This is a genomic window from Rhodoferax mekongensis (genome assembly GCF_032191775.1).
Taxonomy (GTDB): domain Bacteria; phylum Pseudomonadota; class Gammaproteobacteria; order Burkholderiales; family Burkholderiaceae_C; genus Allorhodoferax; species Allorhodoferax mekongensis.
The window spans coordinates 3,731,096-3,752,950 of record NZ_CP132507.1 but is presented as its reverse complement, the minus strand read 5'-3'; the positions used below and the strand labels follow the sequence as shown (position 1 = coordinate 3,752,950).

21 protein-coding genes are annotated in these 21,855 nt (G+C 62.3%); 6 read left to right on the top strand and 15 right to left on the bottom strand.

Features of this window, described 5'->3' with window-relative positions:
* The first annotated feature begins 49 nt into the window (after positions 1 to 49).
* From RAN89_RS17940 to queC, 3 genes are all read left to right on the top strand, one after another.
* Positions 50 to 1,648, top strand: coding sequence for a methyl-accepting chemotaxis protein (locus RAN89_RS17940; RefSeq protein WP_313867575.1), 1,599 nt, complete (start codon positions 50 to 52; stop codon positions 1,646 to 1,648).
* A 299-nt stretch (positions 1,649 to 1,947) separates the two neighbouring features.
* A complete protein-coding gene (locus tag RAN89_RS17935) occupies positions 1,948 to 2,337 on the top strand; it encodes a hypothetical protein (protein ID WP_313867574.1) in 390 nt (129 codons plus the stop codon).
* A 64-nt stretch (positions 2,338 to 2,401) separates the two neighbouring features.
* The gene (queC, locus tag RAN89_RS17930; RefSeq protein ID WP_313867573.1) at positions 2,402 to 3,139 is read left to right on the top strand and encodes a 7-cyano-7-deazaguanine synthase QueC; all 738 of its coding nucleotides are present in this window, start codon (positions 2,402 to 2,404) and stop codon (positions 3,137 to 3,139) included.
* Here queC and RAN89_RS17925 read toward each other — a convergent pair.
* From RAN89_RS17925 to gspF, 5 genes are all read right to left on the bottom strand, one after another.
* Positions 3,097 to 4,920, bottom strand: a complete 1,824-nt coding sequence (locus RAN89_RS17925; RefSeq protein WP_313867572.1) for an ABC transporter ATP-binding protein/permease — start codon at positions 4,918 to 4,920, stop codon at positions 3,097 to 3,099. The genes queC and RAN89_RS17925 overlap by 43 nt on opposite strands.
* Positions 4,921 to 5,014: 94 nt before the next feature.
* A complete protein-coding gene (locus tag RAN89_RS17920) occupies positions 5,015 to 5,266 on the bottom strand; it encodes a hypothetical protein (protein WP_313867571.1) in 252 nt (83 codons plus the stop codon).
* Between the two features lie 91 nt (positions 5,267 to 5,357).
* Positions 5,358 to 6,251, bottom strand: a complete 894-nt coding sequence (locus tag RAN89_RS17915) for a 5'-nucleotidase (RefSeq protein WP_087495057.1) — start codon at positions 6,249 to 6,251, stop codon at positions 5,358 to 5,360.
* An 8-nt stretch (positions 6,252 to 6,259) separates the two neighbouring features.
* Positions 6,260 to 7,066, bottom strand: a complete 807-nt coding sequence (locus RAN89_RS17910) for an SPFH domain-containing protein (protein WP_313867570.1) — start codon at positions 7,064 to 7,066, stop codon at positions 6,260 to 6,262.
* 11 nt (positions 7,067 to 7,077) lie between these two features.
* Positions 7,078 to 8,301, bottom strand: a complete 1,224-nt coding sequence (gene gspF / locus RAN89_RS17905; protein WP_313867569.1) for a type II secretion system inner membrane protein GspF — start codon at positions 8,299 to 8,301, stop codon at positions 7,078 to 7,080.
* 237 nt (positions 8,302 to 8,538) lie between these two features.
* Here gspF and RAN89_RS17900 point away from each other — a divergent pair, with 237 nt between their 5' ends.
* Positions 8,539 to 9,471: a triacylglycerol lipase gene (locus tag RAN89_RS17900; protein WP_428984468.1), complete on the top strand. Its 933-nt coding sequence runs from the start codon at positions 8,539 to 8,541 to the stop codon at positions 9,469 to 9,471.
* Positions 9,471 to 10,460: a lipase secretion chaperone gene (locus RAN89_RS17895; RefSeq protein WP_313867568.1), complete on the top strand. Its 990-nt coding sequence runs from the start codon at positions 9,471 to 9,473 to the stop codon at positions 10,458 to 10,460. Before RAN89_RS17900 ends, RAN89_RS17895 begins: the two co-directional genes overlap by 1 nt.
* Before the next feature lie 4 nt (positions 10,461 to 10,464).
* Here RAN89_RS17895 and RAN89_RS17890 read toward each other — a convergent pair whose 3' ends face one another.
* From RAN89_RS17890 to gspG, 9 genes are read right to left on the bottom strand one after another with little or no spacing between them, the layout of a single operon-like run.
* Positions 10,465 to 11,853: a GspE/PulE family protein gene (locus tag RAN89_RS17890; protein WP_313867567.1), complete on the bottom strand. Its 1,389-nt coding sequence runs from the start codon at positions 11,851 to 11,853 to the stop codon at positions 10,465 to 10,467.
* Between the two features lie 9 nt (positions 11,854 to 11,862).
* Positions 11,863 to 13,998 carry a type II secretion system secretin GspD gene (gspD, locus tag RAN89_RS17885; protein ID WP_313867566.1) on the bottom strand — a complete coding sequence of 712 codons (2,136 nt, stop codon included), beginning with the start codon at positions 13,996 to 13,998 and terminating at the stop codon, positions 11,863 to 11,865.
* Between the two features lie 3 nt (positions 13,999 to 14,001).
* On the bottom strand, positions 14,002 to 14,862 hold the full coding sequence (gene gspN / locus RAN89_RS17880) for a type II secretion system protein N (RefSeq protein WP_313867565.1): 861 nt from the start codon (positions 14,860 to 14,862) through the stop codon (positions 14,002 to 14,004).
* A 4-nt stretch (positions 14,863 to 14,866) separates the two neighbouring features.
* Entirely contained in the window at positions 14,867 to 15,355 is a 489-nt protein-coding gene (locus RAN89_RS17875; protein WP_313867564.1) for a type II secretion system protein M, read from the bottom strand.
* Positions 15,352 to 16,563 (bottom strand): type II secretion system protein GspL, encoded by a 1,212-nt coding sequence (gene gspL / locus RAN89_RS17870; protein ID WP_313867563.1) that lies wholly within the window; start codon positions 16,561 to 16,563, stop codon positions 15,352 to 15,354. The genes RAN89_RS17875 and gspL overlap by 4 nt, the downstream gene beginning before the upstream one ends.
* 7 nt (positions 16,564 to 16,570) lie before the next feature.
* Complete coding sequence (gene gspK / locus RAN89_RS17865; protein WP_313867562.1) at positions 16,571 to 18,307, bottom strand: type II secretion system minor pseudopilin GspK; 1,737 nt, start codon at positions 18,305 to 18,307, stop codon at positions 16,571 to 16,573.
* Positions 18,307 to 18,681, bottom strand: coding sequence for a type II secretion system minor pseudopilin GspI (gene gspI / locus RAN89_RS17860; protein WP_313867561.1), 375 nt, complete (start codon positions 18,679 to 18,681; stop codon positions 18,307 to 18,309). Before gspI ends, gspK begins: the two co-directional genes overlap by 1 nt.
* Positions 18,678 to 19,145: a pilus assembly FimT family protein gene (locus RAN89_RS17855; protein WP_313867560.1), complete on the bottom strand. Its 468-nt coding sequence runs from the start codon at positions 19,143 to 19,145 to the stop codon at positions 18,678 to 18,680. The genes gspI and RAN89_RS17855 overlap by 4 nt, the downstream gene beginning before the upstream one ends.
* Positions 19,123 to 19,557 carry a type II secretion system major pseudopilin GspG gene (gene gspG, locus RAN89_RS17850; RefSeq protein WP_313867559.1) on the bottom strand — a complete coding sequence of 145 codons (435 nt, stop codon included), beginning with the start codon at positions 19,555 to 19,557 and terminating at the stop codon, positions 19,123 to 19,125. Before gspG ends, RAN89_RS17855 begins: the two co-directional genes overlap by 23 nt.
* A 57-nt stretch (positions 19,558 to 19,614) precedes the next feature.
* Here gspG and RAN89_RS17845 point away from each other — a divergent pair, with 57 nt between their 5' ends.
* Positions 19,615 to 20,085 (top strand): type II secretion system protein N, encoded by a 471-nt coding sequence (locus tag RAN89_RS17845; RefSeq protein WP_313867558.1) that lies wholly within the window; start codon positions 19,615 to 19,617, stop codon positions 20,083 to 20,085.
* Positions 20,086 to 20,112: 27 nt separating this feature from the next.
* On the opposite strand, the gene ilvA is transcribed toward RAN89_RS17845, so the two are convergent.
* The gene (ilvA, locus tag RAN89_RS17840) at positions 20,113 to 21,747 is read right to left on the bottom strand and encodes a threonine ammonia-lyase, biosynthetic (protein ID WP_313867557.1); all 1,635 of its coding nucleotides are present in this window, start codon (positions 21,745 to 21,747) and stop codon (positions 20,113 to 20,115) included.
* Between the last annotated feature and the right edge of the window lie 108 nt (positions 21,748 to 21,855).

Genomic DNA, 21,855 nt, shown 5'->3' with positions numbered 1-21,855 from the left:
TGGCGCTTTGTCCTGATACTGCGGGCCACCCGTTTTCAGGATAGAGCGTATGAAGAATTTCAGCATCGCACTCAAACTCTGGTTGCCGGCCATCTCGGTCAGTGTGGCTTTGGTAGCCATGGCGTCAGGATCAGCGATCCGGACCATCCGCTCCCAGGCCATGACCGTGGCCGAGCAGTCGGAACAGCAAAGCAAACTCGAAATGAGTGCCCGTTGGTACGGTCTGGCACAAGCCCAAGCCTTGCGTGGCATCGGGGCTGCCCTGTCCACGGATGCGGCTGCATCTGAACTGCTGATATCCGGCAGGGAGTCCGGTGCTCGGGAAGAATCGCAACTTCAGGCAGATCTTGAGCGCTTGATGCAGAGTCCTGCGGAGCGGGCGGCTCTGGATGCGGTCAAGGTCAAGGCGCTATCGCTGAAGGCGTCCATCGCCAAAGCAGAATCTTTGCGTGCCGGGGGGGACATGGCGGCAGTTCTTGCAGAAATCCGATCTACCACCCAGCCGGAGCTCACCGCTTTTATTGCCGCCCAGCAAGCTTTGGTGAAGTTGACGGAAGAGGGTGCCACAGCATTGCGCGACAAAGCTGGTGCTGAGCGCATGCGTACGGTGTGGTCCGTGGCCGGCATCATGGCCTTGATTGTTGTATTGATCTCCATCGGGACACGGCTGTTGCAGCGCAATGTGTGTGATCCGCTGGACGAGGTGGTCAGGGTCGCCAAATCCATAGGCGACGGTGATTTGAGCGTGCGCATCCACACTGATCGCAAAGACGAAATGGGTGACGTGCTCCGTTCGCTCTCCCACATGGCTCAGTCTTTGGCAGAACTGGTGGGGCAGGTTCATAAATCCACCGGAAGCATCACGGTCGCCAGTTCGGAAATTGCCCATGGAAACCAGGATCTCTCCAACCGCACGGAAACCACCGCCTACAACCTGCAGCGGGCGGCCTCCTCCATGGAGCGCTTGAATGGTTCCGTCCAACAGTCGGCCGAGGCAGCCCGTCAGGCCAATGCCATGGCCGGTTCTGCCTACTCTGTGGCTGAAAACGGTGGCGAATCAGTCTCGAAGGTTGTGAGCACCATGCATGCGATCCATGGCTCGTCACGCAAAATCGTGGACATCATTGGCGTGATCGACGGCATTGCATTCCAGACCAACATCTTGGCATTGAATGCCGCAGTCGAGGCGGCCCGCGCAGGCGAGCAAGGGCGCGGTTTTGCGGTGGTGGCCAGTGAAGTGCGCGCTCTGGCCGGTCGCAGCGCAGAGGCTGCCAAAGAGATCAAAGCCCTGATCACCAGCTCTGTTGAAAACGTGGAGCACGGCTCCCAGCTGGTAGACGGAGCCGGACAAACCATCCAAGGCGTGGTGGAAGCAGTACAAAAAGTCAGTGGAATCATCGCGGAAATCACAGCATCCACTGCTGAGCAAAGCCAGGATATGCATGAAGTGAGTGCGGCGGTCAGTGAGTTGGAACAAATGACCCAGCAAAACGCCGCATTGGTGGAGCAGAGCGCGGCGGCTGCGGCATCTTTGCGGGAGCAGGCCGCATTGCTGGATCAATTGGTGGGCCGCTTCACCTTGCCTTCCGCCGCGGCGACTTCCTCTGGTGCACGTCCGGCAGCACTTTTGGGTTTTCAGCCCAGCTGACGAATCCCGCAACCCCGTGCAATGCGGGGTTTGCACCGCTTTGGTGCGACAGACGGTGCTTCAGGCTAGGGGCGGCGCAAAAAAATTCGAAAAAATTTTGGAAAAAGGCCTAAATAACCCCCTAAATCTGCCGTTAAGAAACGTACGTCAACTCCTAAAAGTCACCGGAGGGGCCGCAAGGCCTACCCAAAATGCAACTGCCAACCATTGAACGAACCCCGAATATGCGCCCCGCCGGCGCAGACGCGGTTTCGTCTGGGGCAAATAGGGTTATCCCAGTTGCTCCGGTCAACCCGTCTGTGAGTGCCACCACGTCGATCGAGTCCACCCCGGACGTGATTGACAAGGTGAACCCTGCTCTCAAGCCGCAAGCGAGCGCAGAGGCACCCTACCAGAGCGTGTCAGACCCGTCAGTCAAGGGCTCTGACGGGGCTGTGCCCAAGGATTGGACTATTCATCGGCCAGAGAAAGAAAAAGTGGAAGATCCTCCGCCCAAGCCTATCTCGCAGGTGCTGATGGACCACCTCAAGACCATGTGGACGGCCAGTGCCAGCGCCGTCCAGATCGAGCAGGTCAAGAACCAGGTGAGCACGCCCCAGCCTCTATCCCCCGCCGAAGTGCCGGGGCAGTTGGCCAAACAAGCCTTGGTCTATACGCCCAGCAAGATCAAAAAGACAGAAAACTTGTAATGGGCTATCGCGTTGCCGGCGGGGTGGCAACGCAGACCGGGCTCGGTGTTCTAACATCGCAGCCATGCATACCTCCGCACTTGTACTTTTTTCCGGTGGCCAGGACTCCACGACCTGCCTCGCCCATGCTTTGGCGCGCTACGAGCGTGTAGAAACCATTGCTTTTGACTACCGCCAACGCCACAACGTGGAGCTGGAGGCGCGCTTGAACGTGCTGCGCGAGATCAAGGCCCGCTTTCCGCAGTGGGCCGCCAAACTGGGCGAAGACCACTTGCTGGATCTGGCGGTGCTGGGTGAAGTGAGTGAGACCTCCCTCACACGGGACACAGCATTCAAGATGGAGGCCAATGGCCTACCCAACACCTTTGTGCCGGGCCGCAACCTGTTATTCATGACATTGGCAGCGGCCTTGGCCTACCGCCGCGGCTTGCAGGTGATCGTGACTGGTGTCTGCGAAACCGACTTTTCCGGCTATCCCGACTGCCGTGACGACACCATGAAGGCGCTGCAGTTGGCCTTGTCGCTGGGCATGGATCAGCGCTTCCTGATCGAAACGCCTCTCATGTGGATCAACAAGGCCCAGACTTGGGAGCTCGCCCATGAATTGGGCGAGCGCTCCGGCGTACAAGATGGCGGGAAGGCGTTGGTTGACTTGGTGGTCGAGCACACCCATACCTGTTACCTGGGCGACCGCACCCATCGCCATGCCTGGGGCTACGGTTGCGGCACCTGCCCGGCTTGCGAACTCCGGGCCAAGGGTTATGCCGGCTTTGTAGACAAGGTGAACAAAGCGCCAGCCTGAGGCGCAGAGCTGCCCGCATCTGCGGCAGCCTCACGAGGCTCCAATACCCAACGCTGGTTGTGGAACGCCACCACGCCCGGCCTGTGGGCGATGGACACCAGAGCCCCGCCCCGATGGGTCACCACCTCGCACAAGCGCTGGTAGAGCACAGCCTCGGCTGCCTCATCCAATGCACTGGTAGCTTCGTCCGCAAACAGCCATTGCGGCTTCTTGAGCAGCACCCGGGCAATCGCCAGGCGCTGCTGCTCTCCGCCCGAGAGTTTCTGGCTCCAGGCATCCACGGTGTCGAGCGCATTTGCGAGGTGGGGCAGCAGTGCATCCCGCAGTGCTTGCTGCAACTCGGCGTCGCTGTAGTTGCTGGCCACCTCCGGGTAGGCGAGCGCTTCGCGCAATGGCCCGTTGGGGAAGTAAGCCCGCTGGGGCAGGAACATGCTGTCAGTAGGCAGCTCTACCGCTCCTTGCGCATAAGGCCAGATGCCGGCCAGTGTGCGGAACAGCGTGGACTTGCCACTGCCTGATGGACCTTGCAACAAAATGCGGTCGCCCGGTTGTGCATGCAGGCGGGTGTGTTCCAGCAGCGTGGTGCCGTTGGGAAGGGAAATGCGCAGAGGTTCCGTATCCAAATATCCGGTATTTGCTATAGATTTGGTAGCTTCTCGCGCAGATTCTACGGGCGCCAGGGCCTTGAAAGACTCTTCAAAGCTGGTCAGCCGGTCGGTCGTGGCACGCCAGCTGGCCAGGCTGCTGTAAGTGTCCACGAACCAGCTCAATGCGCCTTGGACCTGTCCGAAAGCACCCGAGATTTGCGTGAGTTGTCCCAGCTGGATAGCGCCGCTGAAAAAGCGCGGGGCGGCCACCAGAAACGGGAATACAACGGCAGCTTGTCCGAAAAAGCTGGTGAACCAGATCAAGCTCTTTTGCGCCTTGATGAGCGCCAGGTTGTTGGCCAGTACCCGGCGGAAGCGTTGGCTCATTTGCTCACGCACCACGTTTTCGCCCCGGTCAAAGGCAATCGATTCGCTGTATTCCCGGGCGCGCACCATGTGGTGGCGGAAGTCGGCTTCCACGCGTTGCTGCTCAAAGTTCAGTGGAATCTGCTTGCGGCCTATGTAGTGGGTGATCACGCTGCCCACCAGGCTGTAGAGCACTGCCATCCACACCATGAAGCCGGGAATGTTGTACTCCTGCCCCCGCAGGGTGAAGGCAAAGCCGCCGGAGAGCGTCCACAAAATGCCCACGAAGCTGGCCAGGGTGACCACTGAATTCAACAGGCCCATGCTCAGCGAGATGGTGTAGCTGGTGAACTGGTTGATGTCTTCCTGAATCCGCTGGTCAGGGTTGTCGGGGTTGGCGCCCTGCGCATTCGCGGAGGGTGCGAAGCGCGCCAATTCCAGCCGGTAAAAAGCCTGGTGTGACATCCACTTGTGCAGGTAGTGGTCGGTCATCCACGCGCGCCAACGCATTTCGAGCAGCTGCGTCAGGTAGAACTTGTAGACCGCGATGACGATGAAGCCGAAGGCCAGGTAAGTGAAGCGGCCCAATTGCTCCCAGAAGACGGCGGCATTTTTGTCCTGCAGAGAGTCGTAAAACAGCCGGTTCCAGTCATTGAACACCACCGCCATGTAGACCAGTGCGAGGTTGAGGGCCACGATAGCCGCCAGCATGCCGCGGGCCTTCCATTTGTCTTTCGACGAAAAATAGGGGGTAGACAGGGCTACGGCGCGAAGGATGAATGCCTTGAACGCCGACCATTTGGCGGACGCAGATGCTACAAATGCCATTCAGAAAGTCTCGGTGGGTAGTCGGGGCTGGCCGTGCGGAATGCACAAGGCCTGACGCTAGCGGGATATTAGCGCCCGGCCGGAGGCACAGGGTCTAAAGGCTTTGGAATCCGCTTTGGTGGGTGTCCGCGGAGGGTGTCCGGTCTTCGTCAGCCGCATCCCGCGAAGCATCGTCTCCCTGCGTCGCACGCACCATTTGTGCAGCGCGTCGGTAACCTACCACTGCCAGTCGGCGCCATGCTTCTGCGTTTGCGGACAGGGAGTGCTCGGAGCCCGGATGCTCATGCGCCGCATCCCAGCTGCGCAGGCTGGCAGGCGGGCGAGGGGGGATGCGTGCATAGGACATGGCTGCAGGATAGACCTGCAGGCCTTACGTGTCAGTCGGTTTTACATTGGTTTACCAATGCAGCTCCGGCTTTTACACGCTTGATACAAACTCAGTTGCGCACGCCGCTGGCGACATGGCCGCTGGGCACATGGCGGGCTGCAGATTCGATGTGGCCTGTCTGGTCGTCAAAGAAGAAGTCCGGCTCGAATTCACGCAGGAACTCGCCCTTGTCCAGGCCGCCCAGGAACATGGCTTCGTCAACCTCAATGTTCCAGTCCATCAGGGTGCGGATGGCGCGTTCGTGCGCGGGTGCACTGCGGGCGGTGACCAGCGCCGTGCGGATGCGCATGTGCGGAATGGCGGCTTGTTGCATGCGGTGCAAGGCGACCAAAAGGGGCTTGAAGGGGCCGTCGGGCAGGGGCTGGCCCACTTTGTCCATCTCGTGTTTCTGGAAAGCCGTCAGGCCGCCGCTCTGGTACACCTGCTCGGCCTCGTCGCTGAAAAGCACGGCGTCGCCGTCAAAGGCAATGCGAACTTCGGCGGGGTGTGCGTCGCTGGCATGTGCGCTGTGGGGGTAGACCTGCGCAGCAGGCACGCCGGCTGCCAGGGCGTCGCGCACGTCTTTGAGGTGGGTGCTCAAAAACAGGTTGGCCCGCAAAGGCTTGAGATAGCGCCAGGGCGACTCGCCGCGGGTGAACGAGCAGCGAATGATGGGCAGCGCATAGTGCGCCGCACTGCGCATGACGCGCAGGCCGCTGACGGGGTCGTTGCGCGAGAGGATGACCACCTCCACCCGTTGCGACGGGGTCTCGTTAAACGCGAGCAACTTCTTCACCAGCGAAAAGGCGACCCCCGGTTTTGCAGGTACATCCAGCCGCTCGCGCTGGAGCTGCATGTAGGCGTGGTCGTCAGTTTGCTCGAAGACCTGGTTCTCTTCTTCGAAGTCAAACAATGCACGGCTGGAGATGGCGACCACCAGCTTGCCGTCGAGGGTCAGTCCCATGGGAGTCCTTATTTCGCGTTCACGATGCCCTTGAAGTCGTAGGGCACCACAATGGTTTGCACTTTGCCGTTGGCCACGCCTTCGGCAATTTTCAGGTTGGCCATGGCATTCATGTAGCCGATGGCGCCTGCATTGGCGTTCAGGGCTGCAATGCGTTCCGCTTCTTTCTTGGCGGTTTGCACTTCCACCTCTTTGGTCTTGAGTTCGTTCTGGGCACGCACCAGTTCATTGGCGCTTTGCACAATGACATCGGCCGGCGTGATCGCACGCACCTGCACTTGAGATACGGTGATCTTGTCACCCAGCTTCTCGTCCGTCAGGGTTTTGATGATGTTCTCGCGGATTTGTTGCTCCATCAATGGCCGGTTGTCCGCCATCTTGAGCGATTCGTAACCCCGTGCCACTTTGTACGCAGCGTTGCGGGCGCTCAGCGCCACGTAGTTCTGCATCAGCAGAATGTCGCCGCCTTTGTCAGAGATGCCGTGGAAGGTGCGGTTCTTGGTGGTCCACAGCTCGGACACGGCCGAGGGGTTCACGTTGTAGACCACCGTCATGTCGAAATCTTTGATGGTGGAGTTGTCCGAGGCCAGCGGCGTCATGTTGTCTACGCCGACTGCCACATCCTGAATCTTGAAGGTCAGGATTTCACCGATGACGGTCTGGTTGAACGAGCCCGGTAGCCGCTCTGTCGGATCAACGGTTTTGTCGAAGTTGATGCGCAAACCCACCTCGCCGGATTCAATGCGGGTACAGCCGCTGAGGGGGATCAGACCGGCGACGAGCGCCAGAGAGAGAGTCAGAGAACGCGGTTGCACGAGACCTCCTTTTATTTGACGAGCTGATTGAGTTGGATGATGGGCATCAGCACTGCGAGCACGATCAGCATGACCACCAGACCCATGGCGACGATAAGCAAGGGCTCCAGCAGGGTTGCCAATTGCAGGGCACGGCGTTGCACTTCGGTGCGCAGTTGCAGGGCTGCGCGGTCCAGCATGTGGGGCAGGCGGCCGGTTTGCTCACCCAGGCGGGCGAACATGCTCAACAGGGCCGGGAAGCGCTGGTTGCGCGCCAGGGCACTGGCCAGTGGCGCACCTTCACGTACCAGCGTCAGGGCCTCGAGAGCATCGTCACGCATCGCGCGGTTGCTCAGGGTTTCGGCGGCAGCTTGCAGGGCTTTGAGGATGGGCACGCCCGCGGCTGCCAACATGGCCAGCGTGCTGGCAAAGCGCGCGGCGTTGTAGCTGCGGGACATGCGGCCCAGCACCGGCAGGCGCAGCCAGGTGGCGTCCACCTTAGAGCGAAAAGCGGCTCCAGTCCACGCAATACGTGCGCAAGCAGCTCCTGAAATAATAGCAATCAGCGCGAGCAGTCCATAGCTGCGCACCGCGTCACTGATGGTCAGCATCACCCGCGTCAACCACGGCAAAGCTTGTTTGGAGCCGGCGAACACATTGGCAATTTGCGGCACCACATAGGCCAGCAAAAACAGCACGATGACCAGCGCCACCACGCTCACGATGGCCGGGTAGAGCGCTGCGCCCATGAGTTTGGAAGACAAGTTTTGCTGCTCTTCCAGATCGTCGGCCAGCCGCTCCAGCACCAGACCCAACTGGCCGCTTTGCTCCCCGGCACTGACCACGGCCACGTAAATGTCAGAAAACTCTTTGGGGTGCTGGGCCAATGCCGTGCCCAAGGGCTTGCCGCCATTCACCTCGGAGCGGATGGTGGCCACCACGTCGCGTTGAGCCGGAGTTTCGGCTTCCTCAGCCAGCGAGCTCAGGGCACGTTCCAGGGGCAGGCCGGCAGATACCAGTCCTGCCAACTGGCGGGTCCATACGGTCCGTTGGTGGTTGTTGAAGGCGCGTTGGCCCCAGCTACTGCGACTGGCAGTGCTGCCATCCGGCTTGTCGCCACTGAGTGCCTGCACCTGCAAAGGCACCAGCTGTTGGGCCCGCAATAACGAACGCGCTGACTTGGCGGCGTCAGCCTCCACCACGCCGGTGCGGGTCTTGCCATCGGCATCAAGGGCTTGGTAGGAGAAGGCGGGCATGGCGCAATGGTAGCGGTGCGCTGCATGCCACGGGTTTTCCACCATGACAAAAACATGTCTTGCGTACATACTTCAATAAAAGCACGATCGTGCTATTTTGATGGTCGCCCTACGACACAAGCAGCAGGCAATCCGTCACCCGCGACAGCGCCCCCACCCCAGAGGTCGCAACGGTTCTTCTATTCCCTTGACATCCCTTCAACACCATCGACCCTCAGAGGTCCCGAGGAGACACACATGAAGCGAATCGTGATGGGCTGGCTTGCCGCATGCGCGCTGGCTATCGGCCTACTTCCATCGGCAGCGCAGGCGGCCGGTTATACCCAGACCAAGTACCCCATCGTGCTGGTGCATGGCTTGTTCGGCTTTGACAACATCGGTCCCGTTGAATACTTCTACGGCATTCCCTCTGCACTGCGCGCAGACGGCGCTCAGGTCTATGTGGTGCAAGTGGCTGCAGCCAACAGCACCGAGGTGCGTGGCGAACAGTTGCTCACCCAAGTGCGCCAGATTCTGGCTGCCACGGGTGCCGCCAAGGTCAACCTGATGGGCCACAGCCATGGCGGCCCGACCGCGCGCTATGTGGCATCGGTGCGCCCTGATCTGGTAGCGTCTGTCACCAGCATCGGTGGCGTTAACAAAGGGTCTGCGGTGGCAGACGTGTTGTTGGGTGTGGCACCTCCCGGAAGTTTGCAAAACACCGCTTTGGTATCTGTCACCAACGGCTTGGCTTCCATCATCAGCTTCTTGTCGGGCGGAAGCGGCTTGTCCCAGAACGCATTGGCCGCAGCCCAATCCCTGAGTACTGCGGGCACCTTGAAATTCAATGCCAAGCATCCGCAAGGTGTGCCTACCTCCGCGTGTGGTGAAGGGGCCTACAGCGTCAATGGCGTCGCCTATTACTCCTGGAGCGGAGCCCAGCCGTATTCCAACCTGCTGGATCCTGTGGACCCTGCGCTGGCGCTGACCTCGCTGGCTTTTGTGGGGGCAAAAAATGATGGACTGGTGAGCAGCTGCTCCTCTCGCCTGGGGCGCGTTATCCGGGATGACTATGCCTTCAATCACCTCGATGAGGTCAACCAGACCGTGGGCTTGACCAACTTGTTTGAAACCAATCCCGTCACCATCTTCCGCCAGCAGGCCAACCGCCTGCGCAACGCCGGTTTGTGATGACACTGCGCTGGAACAAGCGCACAAGCCTGGCAGCCTTGGGGATGCTGGGCCTGTTCGGCGTTGCCCTGTGGATAGGGTGGGGGCCAAGTGGAGACGACGCCTCAAACCCGCCCTCCCCGGAAAACAGGCAACCGGCGCTTTCTTTGGCGGGTACTGCACCGGATGGTTTGATGGCCTTGCAAGCGAGCGCGTTGAATCCCCTGCCGGGTCAGTGCCGCGAGGCCGGCTGCAGCACACTGGCGTATGGGGAGCTCAAGCGATTGTTTGACTACTACCTCAGCACTGTCGGCGAGCAAACCATTCCAGACATCACGCGACAGATACAGCAGGTTCTGGCCGAGAACCTCAGGCCTGCCCAGTTGCCTCAGGCCCAGCGCTTGTTGGACCGGTATATCGCCTTCAAATCCGCATTGCTCCGGCTGGAGCAGGATTACGCGAAAAAGTCCGAGGCTGAGCGAAGCTTGCGCGCGCGGTTTCTGGCGATGCAGACTTTGCGTGACAACTACTTCAATGCGGAAGAGACACAGGCCATGTTCGGCCTGGAAGACGCCAACGATATGGACGCGTTGGCCCGGCTGGAAATCGCCAATGATGCGACATTGAGCGCGTCAGACAAGCGATCCCGGCTGGCAGCTCTGGATCAACAAATGCCGCGCATCCTGCGTGAAGACCGGGAAGCGCCTCGTGCAGTGATCCGGCTCGAAGCGCAAATTGCAGCTCTGCGTGCTCAGGGGGCGGGGGACGACGAGGTATTCCGTGCCCGGGCCAAGGCCTTGGACACTGCTGCCGCTGGCCGCTTGGCTGAGCTGGACCAGGAAGAGCGCCAATGGCGCCAAAGGATCGACAGCTATTTGAGTGATCGGACTCGCGCTTTGCAGCGGCTGGCGGATGCGCCGGACTCAGAAAAGCAGGCAGCCTTGGCAGACTTGCAGCAGGCCCGGTTCAACGAACTGGAGCGCAAGCGCTTGGCGGCGTACGAGCCTTAAGCTGTCAGTCGCGCACTACGCGCATCAGCTCTTCTCTGCTGGTCAGGCCGCTGCTGACCAGCCGTTCCCCATCGTCACGCAGTGGCACCATGCCTTGACGGAGTGCTGCGCTACGGATGTCTGCCTCTGAGGCGTTATGGTGAATCAGCTCCGCAATCGCGTCGTCTGCCACCAGTAGCTCGAACACCCCGGTGCGGCCCAGGTAGCCCGTGTGACCGCAATGCTCGCATCCCTTGCCCGCGCAGGATTTGCAGAGTTTGCGTACCAGCCGCTGCGCCAGCACGCCGCGCAACGACGAGCTCAGCAGAAATGGCTCCACTCCCATGTCGATCAATCGCGTCACGGCGCTGGCGGAATCGTTGGTGTGCAGAGTCGCAAGCACCAAGTGACCGGTAAGCGATGCCTGAATGGCGATTTGCGCCGTTTCGAAATCGCGGATTTCCCCGATCATGATCACGTCCGGGTCCTGGCGCAGGATGGCGCGCAAGGCTTTGGCAAACGTCAGATCGATCTTGGGGTTCACCTGCGTTTGGCCCACGCCGGGCAGCTCGTATTCGATAGGGTCTTCCACCGTCATGATGTTCTGGCGTGCGGCGTCCAGCCGCCCCAGAGACGCGTACAGCGTGGTGGACTTTCCCGACCCCGTGGGCCCGGTTACCAGAATGATGCCGTGGGGCTGGGCAATCAGGCCCTCAAAGCGGCGCAGCACATCGCCCTGCATGCCCACGGCTTCCAGGCTGCGCTGGTCCTGACTTTTATCCAAGAGGCGTAGCACCGCGCGTTCGCCGTGGGCGCTGGGCAGGGTGCTAACACGCACATCCACGGCACGGGTCCCGATGCGCAAGGAAATGCGCCCGTCCTGCGGCAGGCGCTTTTCCGAGATATCCAGATCAGCCATGATTTTGAGGCGCGAGATCAGGGCCGCATGTAGCGCGCGGTGGGCTTGCACCACTTCACGCAAGCTGCCATCCACCCGGAAGCGGACGGACGAATTGCGTTCGTAGGGCTCAATGTGGATGTCACTCGCACCGTCACGGGCTGCTTGCGTCAGCAGCGCATTGAGCATGCGGATGATGGGCGCGTCATCCGCGGTTTCCAGCAAGTCTTCGACGGCGGGCAACTCCTGCATCATGCGGCTCAGGTCCGCTTCGCCCTCCACCTCATTCATCACCGTGGCCGCACTCGATTCACCTTGGGCATAGGCCACGCTAATGCGCTGGGTCAGTTCCGCCGCATCCTGGGTTTGCAGGCTGTCAATGCGGTATTTGCGCATCACCTCCGAGATGGCCGAAGGTGACGTCGCGCCATGGACCCACAAGCTCAGGCGCTCGTGATCGTCTTCCAGCAGCAACTGCTGGGTGCGCGCAAAGGCGTAGGGCAGCGGGTAGCGCATGGGCCGGGCTTATTGCGCAGGCGCTACCGGCGGCACAGGCGCCGCAGCGGCCGGCTTGGCGGGCAGCCCCGGCAACACCGGCGCATCATTCACTGGCATCGCACTGCTGGGCTCCGGTTGGGCGCCCTGCTGGGAGCTGCGCATCTGCTCATAACGTTCGTTAGATAGTGCCTGAGTGGCCGTGGCATCTCGCACCACCACCGGGCGCAGAAACACCATCAGGTTGGTTTTCTTGCGGCTGCGGGATTCGCTCTTGAACAGGTTGCCGAAGAAGGGCACATCGGCAAGACCCGGTACTTTTTCCTGGTTGCCGGCGTACTCGTCTTGCAGCAGTCCACCCAGCACCACCACCGCGCCGTCTTCCACCAGCACGTTGGATTCAATGGTGCGTTTGTTGGTAGTGGGGCCATTAGCAGCGCCGGCGGTGGAGGCCAAGACACTGGACACCTCTTGGTATATCGCCAATTTGATGGTGCCGTTCTCACTGATTTGTGGCTTGACCTTCAGCGTCAGGCCCACGTCCTTGCGTTCAATCGTCTGGAAGGGGTTCACGCTGCCGCCGTTGCTGCCGGTGTTGGTGAACTGGCCCGTCACAAAGGGTACGTTCTGACCGATGACGATCTTGGCCTCTTCGTTGTCCAGGGTCAGCAAATTGGGGGTGGAGAGCACATTGCCGCTACCGGTCGATTCCAGGAATCGGGCCAGAAATCCCAGCACGTACACCCCATTCGTCCGGTTCGCCACGCCTATGTTCAGCCCCTTGGCGGGTGACACAGTGCCGGATGCACCCGCGGTGGCCAGGCTGATGATATTGCTGCCCGCGCTGCCGAAGTTGGTGCCCAGCACACCGATGGCGCTGTCGCCCGCACTGCCCAAAGCACCTTGCCACTGGATGCCGAATTCGGCCGCCTTGTCGGCGCTCACCTCGGCAATCAGGCTTTCCACAAACACCTGGGCGCGGCGGGCATCGAGCTTGTCGATCACGGCACGCAACTGCCGGTACTGCGGTTCGCTGGCGGTGATGATCAGTGAGTTGGTGGCCGGGTCGGCCTGGATCTGCCCGCCGGTGCTGGGTGCTGTGGCTGCGCCCAGGCTGGCGCCGCCAGCTCCTGGAGTGGCGGCAGCCGTTGGGGTAGCCGGTGAAGGCGAACTGCTGCTTGTCGAACCTGTCGCACTGATGGCCGCGCGCAGAGTGGTAGCCAGTTGGGTGGCGTTCGCGTTCTTCAGGTAGACCACATAAATATTGCCTGCAGCGCCATTGGCCCCCGCCATCGGCTGGTCTAGCTTGTCGATCAGGTTGCGTGCCAAAGCCAGGCGGGCTTGGTTGGCTGCACGTACGATCAAGGTGTTGCTGCGGGGTTCAGCGACCACAGTCGTCTTGAAGCTCGCATCCGCGGTTCCACCAGCGGCGCCCGCACCGGAGCTTTCCATCAGCCGCAACACCAGGGGTGCGAGGTCCGTGGCACTGGCATTCTTAAGCGTTATGACTTCCACATCTGTGGCATTGGGCACATCCAGCGCTGCCACGATGCGGGCCAGGCGCCTCAGGTTGTCGGCGTAGTCGGTGATCACCAGCGAATTGGTCGCCGGGTTCACATTGATCGGGTTGTTGGGGTTGATCAGCGGGCGCAGCACCGCCACCAGGTTGTTCGCGTTTTCGAACTGCAGCTTGATGATTTGCGTCACCAGCTGGTTGCCCGGCGCGTTGGCCATGCCGCTGTCGGTGGAGGCTACGCTGCCGCCCAACAATTTGGCGTCTGCCTCAGGCACTACTTTGTCGAGACCGTCGGCCTGCACCACGGTGTAGCCCATGGTGCGCAACACGGCCAGAAAGTGGTTGTACGCGCGGGCGGGGGACATGGGGCTGTCCGACACCAAGGTCATGGTGCCTTTGACGCGGGGGTCCACCACCACATTGCGCCCAGTGAGGGTGGCCATGGTGCGGGCCACGGCTTCAATCTCGGCGTTGCTGAAGTTCAGAGTGATCGGTTCGCCGCGCTTGATTGCCGGTGCTGCCGTGTTGGTCTGCGCCCAGGCTTGAGTGCCAAAAAGGCCAGTGGCGCCCGTGCACAGTGCGCCAGCAGCTATCAATTGAATAGCAATGGTGGTGATGCGCCGTTGCGGGGGCTGATGGTGTTGTGGCATTCCTTAACCCAGGTGAATCAGAGACCGTGCGCCTTGGCGCTGCCCGATGATATTCAGCAAATTGGAGAGTGCCTCTTCCCGGCCCTCCGCCGCGGTCGCTTCTCCGTCAAAAACAACACGCCGGCTCTGGATGACACCGCTGCCCCGCAACTGCAAAGCCCCTTCCAACGTGCTCAAGGTCAGACCCGGATGGGTGGCGCCTTGCAAGACAAAGCGGTAGCTCCCTATGGGCTTCAGGGTGGACAGGCTGGTGCTCACGCCCAGCGCATCGAGCTGCTGGGTACCTTGGAGTTGCAAGCCCCCGGGACTTAACCGTATCTCCAATGCGCGTGTGCTGAGTTCCAGCCGGCCTTGGGGTTGCAAGGTGTTCCAAGGCGTGCCCAGCCCGGTCAGCATAGATGCCGGCATCCGCAGAGGCTGGCTGGCAGGCAGGTCGTCGGTCTGGAGCTGTACGGTGTGCAGGTCGGTGCTGATACGCCAGACCCACGGCTGGCTCAGGCAGCAGTCGGCACGCCATTGCACGCGCAGGCCGGGATGCTGGTGAATCCATGCCGGGCGCAAGGTCCATTCCAGCGGGCCCGGCAGGGCGGTACTGCCTTGGGCGCCGCTTTGGAATGTCAGCTGGCCGCTCCCATTCCAGAGCGTGCCCTGGGCGTTGTGCAGTTGCAAAGGCGAGCCCGCCCAATCCAGCCCCGCGGCCAGCCAACGCGCAGGTGCAAACACCAAGGCTCCGGCAAGCAGGCCCAGGGTGATGCCGCTGACGGCCCAGACCCACGGTGCGCGATAGCGCGAGGTACCCATGCTGCTCGCCCGCTCGGTGAGCGTAGGCAGGGGTTTGCGGAGCAAAAGCGGGTGGGCGGCCATGTTCTCAGCCCCCCGGCAAGTTGAATTGCACGGTGCCACTCCAGTTGCTGCCCTCACGGCTCAGCTTGGCTTGTGCGGGTACCAGACGCGCCTCGCTGCGGGTGCGGGCCAGCCACTGAGCCAGAACGGCAGCGTCCAGGCCTTTGAGGGTGACGGTCGCTTGCTGGCCGATGACCAACAAGTTGGCCTTGGTGCCCAGGCTTGCCACTGCACTTTGCAAGGCGGCTTGGGCGGCGCGGCCATCGACGGCGGGCTGGCCTTTGAGGTTCTGCGCGCGCATCTGCAATGTTTGCATGGTCTGCAGCTGCGCATCTAGCGTGCCACGCTGGGCAGGGTAGGCTTTGACGGTGCTCAGGGCCGGCGCAATGCCCATGGTCCAGAGCAATGCACCCAGCACCAACACGACGGCCAGGGTCAGCAAACGCCGCTCACGGGCCGGGCGTTGCGCCCACCAGCGTGCGGCAGCAGAGGGGGGTGTGTCGCTGCGGCTCATGGGCTGATCACCATGGCGTTGCCGTCCAGGCGGGTGCGGTAACCGCGGGATTGCAGTCCGTCGCGCAGGCGCTGGGTGACCTCGGCGTCTGCATTGAAGGCGCTCAAGCGCAGCTCGCCTGCTACGAATTCAATAGCTGCTGGCGCAACATTGGCGGGCGCCAGCGCGCCAAAAGCCTCCAACATGCGCTCTAGGTCGCGCGATTGGGCCTGGCCACTGCTTTGGCCCAATGCGTCTACGGCGCGTTGCATTTGCAGCGGCGCATCCACCACCACCGTTGTGTTGGGAAAAGTGGTGAGCAGCACGTTCTGGATGGCGCTGCGCTGGCTGCTCAGGGCTTGGCGGGCTTGCCAGGCTTGTGCGTTCAGGCCTGCGACCTGAACGGCACAGAGCAGCGCAAATGCCCAGCGGGCGGGCCGCCATGCGGGAGCCTGCCACATCGTCAGCGCAGCATCTCCCGCGCGGCGCAATGCGGCGTTGCGGGTGGCGAATTCCCCTTGGGCGAGGTTCCAGTGGGTATCGGTGCAGCTTTGCAGCCGTTGGGCGCGGTGCTGCACGGTGGCTACGCGGTGCAGAAGCTGCTCGGCCAGAGCGGCGCAGGCGGGCTCCGCATACACGGCGGCGTCTGTGGGAAAAGCGGCCGGCGCCATACCAGAGCCTGTTTTGCCGGGAGGCACGATGCGGCGATGCACACCAGCGTGGTCTGCCCACACCAGCTCGGCGCTCGCTGCCTCACCGGTGAGCCAGACGGTTGAGGGGCTGTCCGCGTGGGTCAAGGGGGCCCATTCGGGCACCATGCGGCGTACGGTGTGCCCGGCGCCCGTGAGCGTGCTCAAGGTGTCCTTGAGCCACAGCTTTTGGCAAGCGGCTACCCAGAGGGCGCCAGATTCGCCGGCATTCGCTTGAACTGCTAGATGCAGCTGCGCGGGTTCGTCGAGCAGCTGGTCTTCCAGCAAGCCCTCCAGTACGGCACGCAGTTTGGTCGGGTTGCGGGCCTGTCCGTTGCGCCCCAACAAGCCGGGCGGCAGGCTCACACAGTGCCAGGACAGGGCGGCTGCCGGAACGATCAGTAGGGTCTCTGCGTTGCCGCTTGCGGCCGGCACACCAGCGCTTTGCTGCGTGGACTGCGGGGAGTCACTGCGCACGCAATCCCACATCGCACCATCGGGTGCGTGGGGGGCTGGGGGCATGACAAGGAGCGGGCGCATGGATCTTTCATTGTACGGAGGCATCCAGGGGCGCCTCGCGTTCTTTCCAGAGGGCTTTCGCCAGCAAACCTTCACGTTGCACCACGGTGCGCTCTTGGCTTGTCAAGGTACCCATACGAAGTCGCACACGCACTTCGAAAAAGCGCGAGTTCACGCTGTGCAGGTTCTCACTAAAGGTGCTTTCTGCCTGCCCGATGGCGCTGGCCGCATCGGCCAGACTGCGAAAAGGGGTCTTGGCTCGGGTGTCAATCATTCGCTGGGCATTGCCGGCATCCAGTCCCTGCGTAATGGCTTGCAGCACCAGCGCGGGAGCGGTGTTGATATTGACAGTCGTCCGGTCCGGGAGGACCACCACGTAGGGTCGCAGCAGGGCGACGGAGCGTGAAGACAGCCCCAGCCAGCGCAGTTGATCGAGGCTTCGCGGGATGAGGCGAGTCCCGTTGACCAGGCGCGTCGCGGCGGAATTTGCGTTACGGGTGGTGTTGGCTGCCGCGGCACTGCCTTCGGCGGGCTCCAGTCCAGCCCGCAAATTTGTTACCAGTAGTTGCAGTTCCGCTGGGGGAATCTGTAGCGCTTCAAACAAGCGGCCGAATGCGCGCAGGGTCGGTCCGTGAGTCTGCTGGTCCAAGACGAGGTTGGTCACATTCAGCCGCGACTGCAGGTCGGTGATGTTGCCGGAGAGGTAGGCGTTTTGCAGTGCATCGCTGGCTAGCGGCTCTTCGCCCACGGCACCATTGGCGAGGAAGGTGCTGAGCTTGGCTTCCTGCAAGGTGATGGCCCAGGGCTCGCCGAGGTGGTCCACCGCGCCGGAGCGGGCGTCTTCCCGCAAGATGAGGCGCGCCCAGTCAGTGGTGCCTTGCAGGATCCAGTTGGCTTGCACCCGAGCGCGCTCGGAGGCTTCGAGGTCGTAAGCACGCGCTTGCTGCCACAAGGCGGCGGTGCTGAGCGTGGCTACCAGCGCCATCAGCAGCAGGGCTGTCAGGATGGCTGCACCTTGATGCCCCGCTGTGCGGAGTGGTTTGCGACCGGTACCCGTCATTGAGCGGCTCCGGTCAAGGTGCTGCGGGCCCAATCGCGCACCACCGTGCCCGCCAGCGGATGGCGGGGGGAGGGTGAGCACCAGACGTACGCCATCAGGGATGACGGAGCTGTCTTGTGCGCCCGTGCTGGAGAGCGGGTTGCTCCAGGCGCCGCCGCGGTAAAAGAACAGCTGCCAGCCATCGAGCGCCACCACCGACACCTCGCGCTGACGCAAGCCGGGCTCGTTCCCCGAGGAGCTGTTGGCGCCCCTGATGCTGCCTTCCGCGCCCTGGGTCCATGCAGCGGCGGCGGCCCACGCGGCTTGCCAAGCCTCGCGGGTCTGCACCGGGCCTGATTGCCAGCGCAGCCAGCGGGCTTGGCCCTCGCGCTCGGCGCGTGTCCAGGCCACGACGATGGCGCCGTCCCCGTCCTGCACACTGCGGCGTGTGAGTCGCAGGGCGCGGCCATCCCACTCCAAGCTGCGGGTTTGGGGCAGCTCCAGCACGGCGTCCAGGTCGGCAGTCCATTGGTTGAGGCCGGCTTCGGTGGTGAGCACTGCGTCGTTGTGGCTGCGGTTGACTTCCATGGCCTGCTGCATGCCGCCGAGCGCCTGCCAGCCCATGGTGGCCATCAAGGCCATGACGGCCAGCGCAACCAGCAGTTCGATGAGCGTGAAGCCCCGCATTCCGGGGCTGCGGTTAGGGCGGAGGGTGGATGGGCGCATCAGTACCGGCCCACCACGGTGCTCAGTTGCAGCAGGGCGATGCCTGACTGGGCCACGCGCGCTTCCACCCGCCGGAAATTCGGGTTGGGCGTGGCCTGCACCAACAGGCGCAGCTCCAGGGTCTGTCCGCCTTGGGTGCACTCCTGGGTGTTGTCGCTCACGTCAGGCAATTGGCGGCTGAGGCGGATTTGCACCAGGGCGTTCTCGGCGCAGAGCTGGGCCAGCACCCGGCTGCTTTGGCGTTCGGTACTGCGCGTCATGGTGGCGCTGGCACGCAATCCGGCAATCAGCGTCACAGCCACGATGGCCAGCGCTACCAGCACTTCGATCAGGGTGAAGCCGCGACGGTGGTTTAAGGGGTTGCCCGTGTTCATGGTGGCGCGTTGCGGACCTCAAAAGCGCGCAGGCCGTCGGTGCTGATCCAGCGGCTGCGGTCCGGCGCCTCCCGGCTCCACAGGCGCAGGCTTTGCGGGCCGATCACCGGCTCCGGGCCCAGTTGCAGCGGCGTGTCGCTTTGCGCTTGCATGCCGGCTTGCTCCCAGCGCTGGGGTCGGGCGGTGAGACCGTTGGTGAATTCAAAACCCTCCGCCGTGGCGCGCCACTGCAGTGCGACGCCGCTGGCCCGGGATTCGGCTCGGGCGGATTCGAGCAAGGCTACCAGGCGCTGGGCTTCGCGGTCCAATTGGTTCTGGGCGCTGTCACGCAGTGCAAAGGCCACCATGGCCGATGCCATGCCCACGATGGCGACGACGATCATCAGCTCCAGCAGCGTGAAGCCGTGCTGGCCTGCAGTACGCCAGAAAGGTGCGGGCGCTTTACCAGTTGCCGATATCGGCATCTTTGCCTTCGCCTCCGGCCTGGCCGTCTGCGCCGAAGGACATCACATCCACCTCGCCTTTGAGGCCGGGGTTGATATAGAGGTAGGCACGGTTCCACGGGTCAGCTGGCAGCTTGTCGAGGTAGGGTCGCCAGTTGGCAGGCACGGGGCCCGCGGTGGGCTTGGCTACCAGTGCTTGCAGGCCTTGCTCGGCGGTGGGGAAGCGTTGGTTGTCCAGCTTGTAGAGCTTGAGCGCCTGACTCAGGTTGGCGATGTCGGTTTTGGCTGCAGTGACGCGGGCGTCGTCGGCACGGTCCAGCACATTGGGCACGATCAGGGCTGCCAGCACGCCGATGATGACCAGCACCACCATCAGTTCGATCAGGGTGAAGCCGTGCTGGGCAGCGCGCTGGAGACGGTGAAGCGGGTTCATGGGGTGTGCCGTTGGATCGGTCGGGTGGAGAAAAGTGCCTTCAATGATAATGCGGCCATGGTATCTGTTGCGTCTGTCTGGCCCCCGCGCATTGCTGCTCTGGTTGTATCCACCGCGGCTGCACTGAGCGTCGCGTATTGGGGCTTGCATTGGAAATTGCCGTCCAGCCCGGTGTTGGCCGCGACCTCTTCGAGTGCGGGCGACCAGCCGGTGGACAGCAGCGCGGTCGCCAAAGCCTTGGGCGCGACAGCCGCCGCCAAGGACGTCACGCCCTTGGCGCCTCAGGCCACGGAGGCATCGCGCTTTGTGTTGCAGGGAGTGGTAGGCAATGCCAGCTCCGGCAGCGCGCTTATTGCGATCGACGGTAAACCGCCCAAGCCGGTGCGGGTCGGGGATGCAGTGATAGAGGGGTGGACGCTTCGCGAGGTAGAAGGTCGCCGCGCAGTGCTCAGCCGCAATGGTGCTGATCTGGAACTTGCGCTTCCCGCCTTGCCACTGCCCGCGACTTTAAGTAAAAAGGCGCCCTAGCGCCCGTCCGCTCAGCGTGGGCAGCTATCATTTTTGAAGAAACATCCGGTACACCGGGTTGTGGGTTTCCTCCACATACGGGTAGTTCAGGGTCTGTAAAAACTTCTCAAAGGCTTTGTCATCTGCAGCCGGCACTTGCAGGCCCACCAGAATGCGGCCGTAGTCGGCACCCTGGTTGCGGTAATGGAAGAGGCTGATGTTCCAGCCCGGGCGCATCAGGCTCAGGAACTTCATCAGCGCGCCCGGCCGCTCGGGAAATACAAAGCGCAGTAGGCGTTCGTCTTGCGCCAGGCTGGATATGCCGCCCACCATGTGACGGATGTGCTCTTTGGCCAGCTCGTCGTGGGTCAAGTCCAGGGTCTTGAATCCGTTTTTCTCAAAATTCTTGGCCACCTTGGCGGATTCGCCTTTGCTTTGGGTGGTCAGGCCCACAAACACATGGGCGTTGGCCGCATCGCTGATGCGGTAGTTGAACTCGGTCACATTGCGGGTGCCGCCTGGCAGATCGCCGATCAACTCGCAAAAGCGCTTGAAGCTACCGCGCTCTTCAGGGATGGTGACCGCGAACAGGGCTTCACGCTCTTCACCCACTTCAGCCCGCTCGGCCACAAAGCGCAGGCGGTCGAAGTTCATGTTGGCGCCGCACAGGATGGCAGCGTAGGTTTCGCCCTTGGTTTTGTGTTCGGCCACGTACTGCTTGATCGCCGCCACCGCCAGCGCGCCGGCGGGCTCCACGATGCTGCGGGTGTCTACAAAGATGTCCTTGATGGCAGCGCACACAGCGTCCGTGTCCACCGTCACGTAGCCGTCGACCAGGTCGTGGGCGATGCGGAAGGTTTCTTCACCGACCAGCTTCACGGCGGTACCGTCGGAGAACAGGCCCACGTCGGGCAAGGTGATACGTTCGTGCGCGCCCACCGACTGGATCATGGCATTGGAGTCGTTCATCTGCACTCCAATCACCTTGACGCCCGGCGCCACCGCCTTGATGTAGTTCGCCACCCCGGAAATCAGGCCGCCACCGCCAATGGCCACAAACACCGCATCGATGCCGGGGCCGGTTTTACTGCCGGTTTTGTGGCCGGACTTGGCAGCTTTGTCGGCCCCCAGGGTCTGCACTTGGCGCATGATTTCCATGGCCACGGTGCCCTGGCCGGCAATCACATCCGGGTCGTCAAAGGGGTGCACAAAGGTGAGCCCCTCTTTCTTTTGCAGAGCCAGTGCGTGGTCGTAGGCATCGGAATAGCTTTCGCCGAACAGCACCACTTCGCCGCCGAAGCCGCGTACCGCATCCACCTTGAGTTGGGGCGTGGTGGTGGGCATCACGATGATGGCGCGCACGCCCATGCGGCTGGCGGACAAGGCCACGCCCTGGGCGTGGTTGCCGGCGGAGGCGCAAATGACTCCTTTGGCAATCTGCTCGGCAGGCATTTGGGCCATCTTGTTATAGGCGCCACGCAGCTTGAAGCTGCGCACGGGCTGCTGGTCTTCGCGCTTGAACAACACCGTGTTGTGCAGGCGCCGGCTGAGCGCGCGGGCGGGCTCCAGCGCAGTCTCTACCGCCACGTCGTACACACGGGCGGTGAGAATCTTCTTCAGGTAGTCGGCCGGTGTGAGCGGGGCTGGGGATTTCAGGGCGGGGAACGGGGTCTTGGTGCTCACAGGGCTACACTCCGGTGGGTGAGAAAAGCAGTCGTGGCGCTCCGCGCGGAGCGATCCACGGCATTGTAACGTTGTATAGAGTTGCCCCGCGCGGGGCTTAGACAGGAA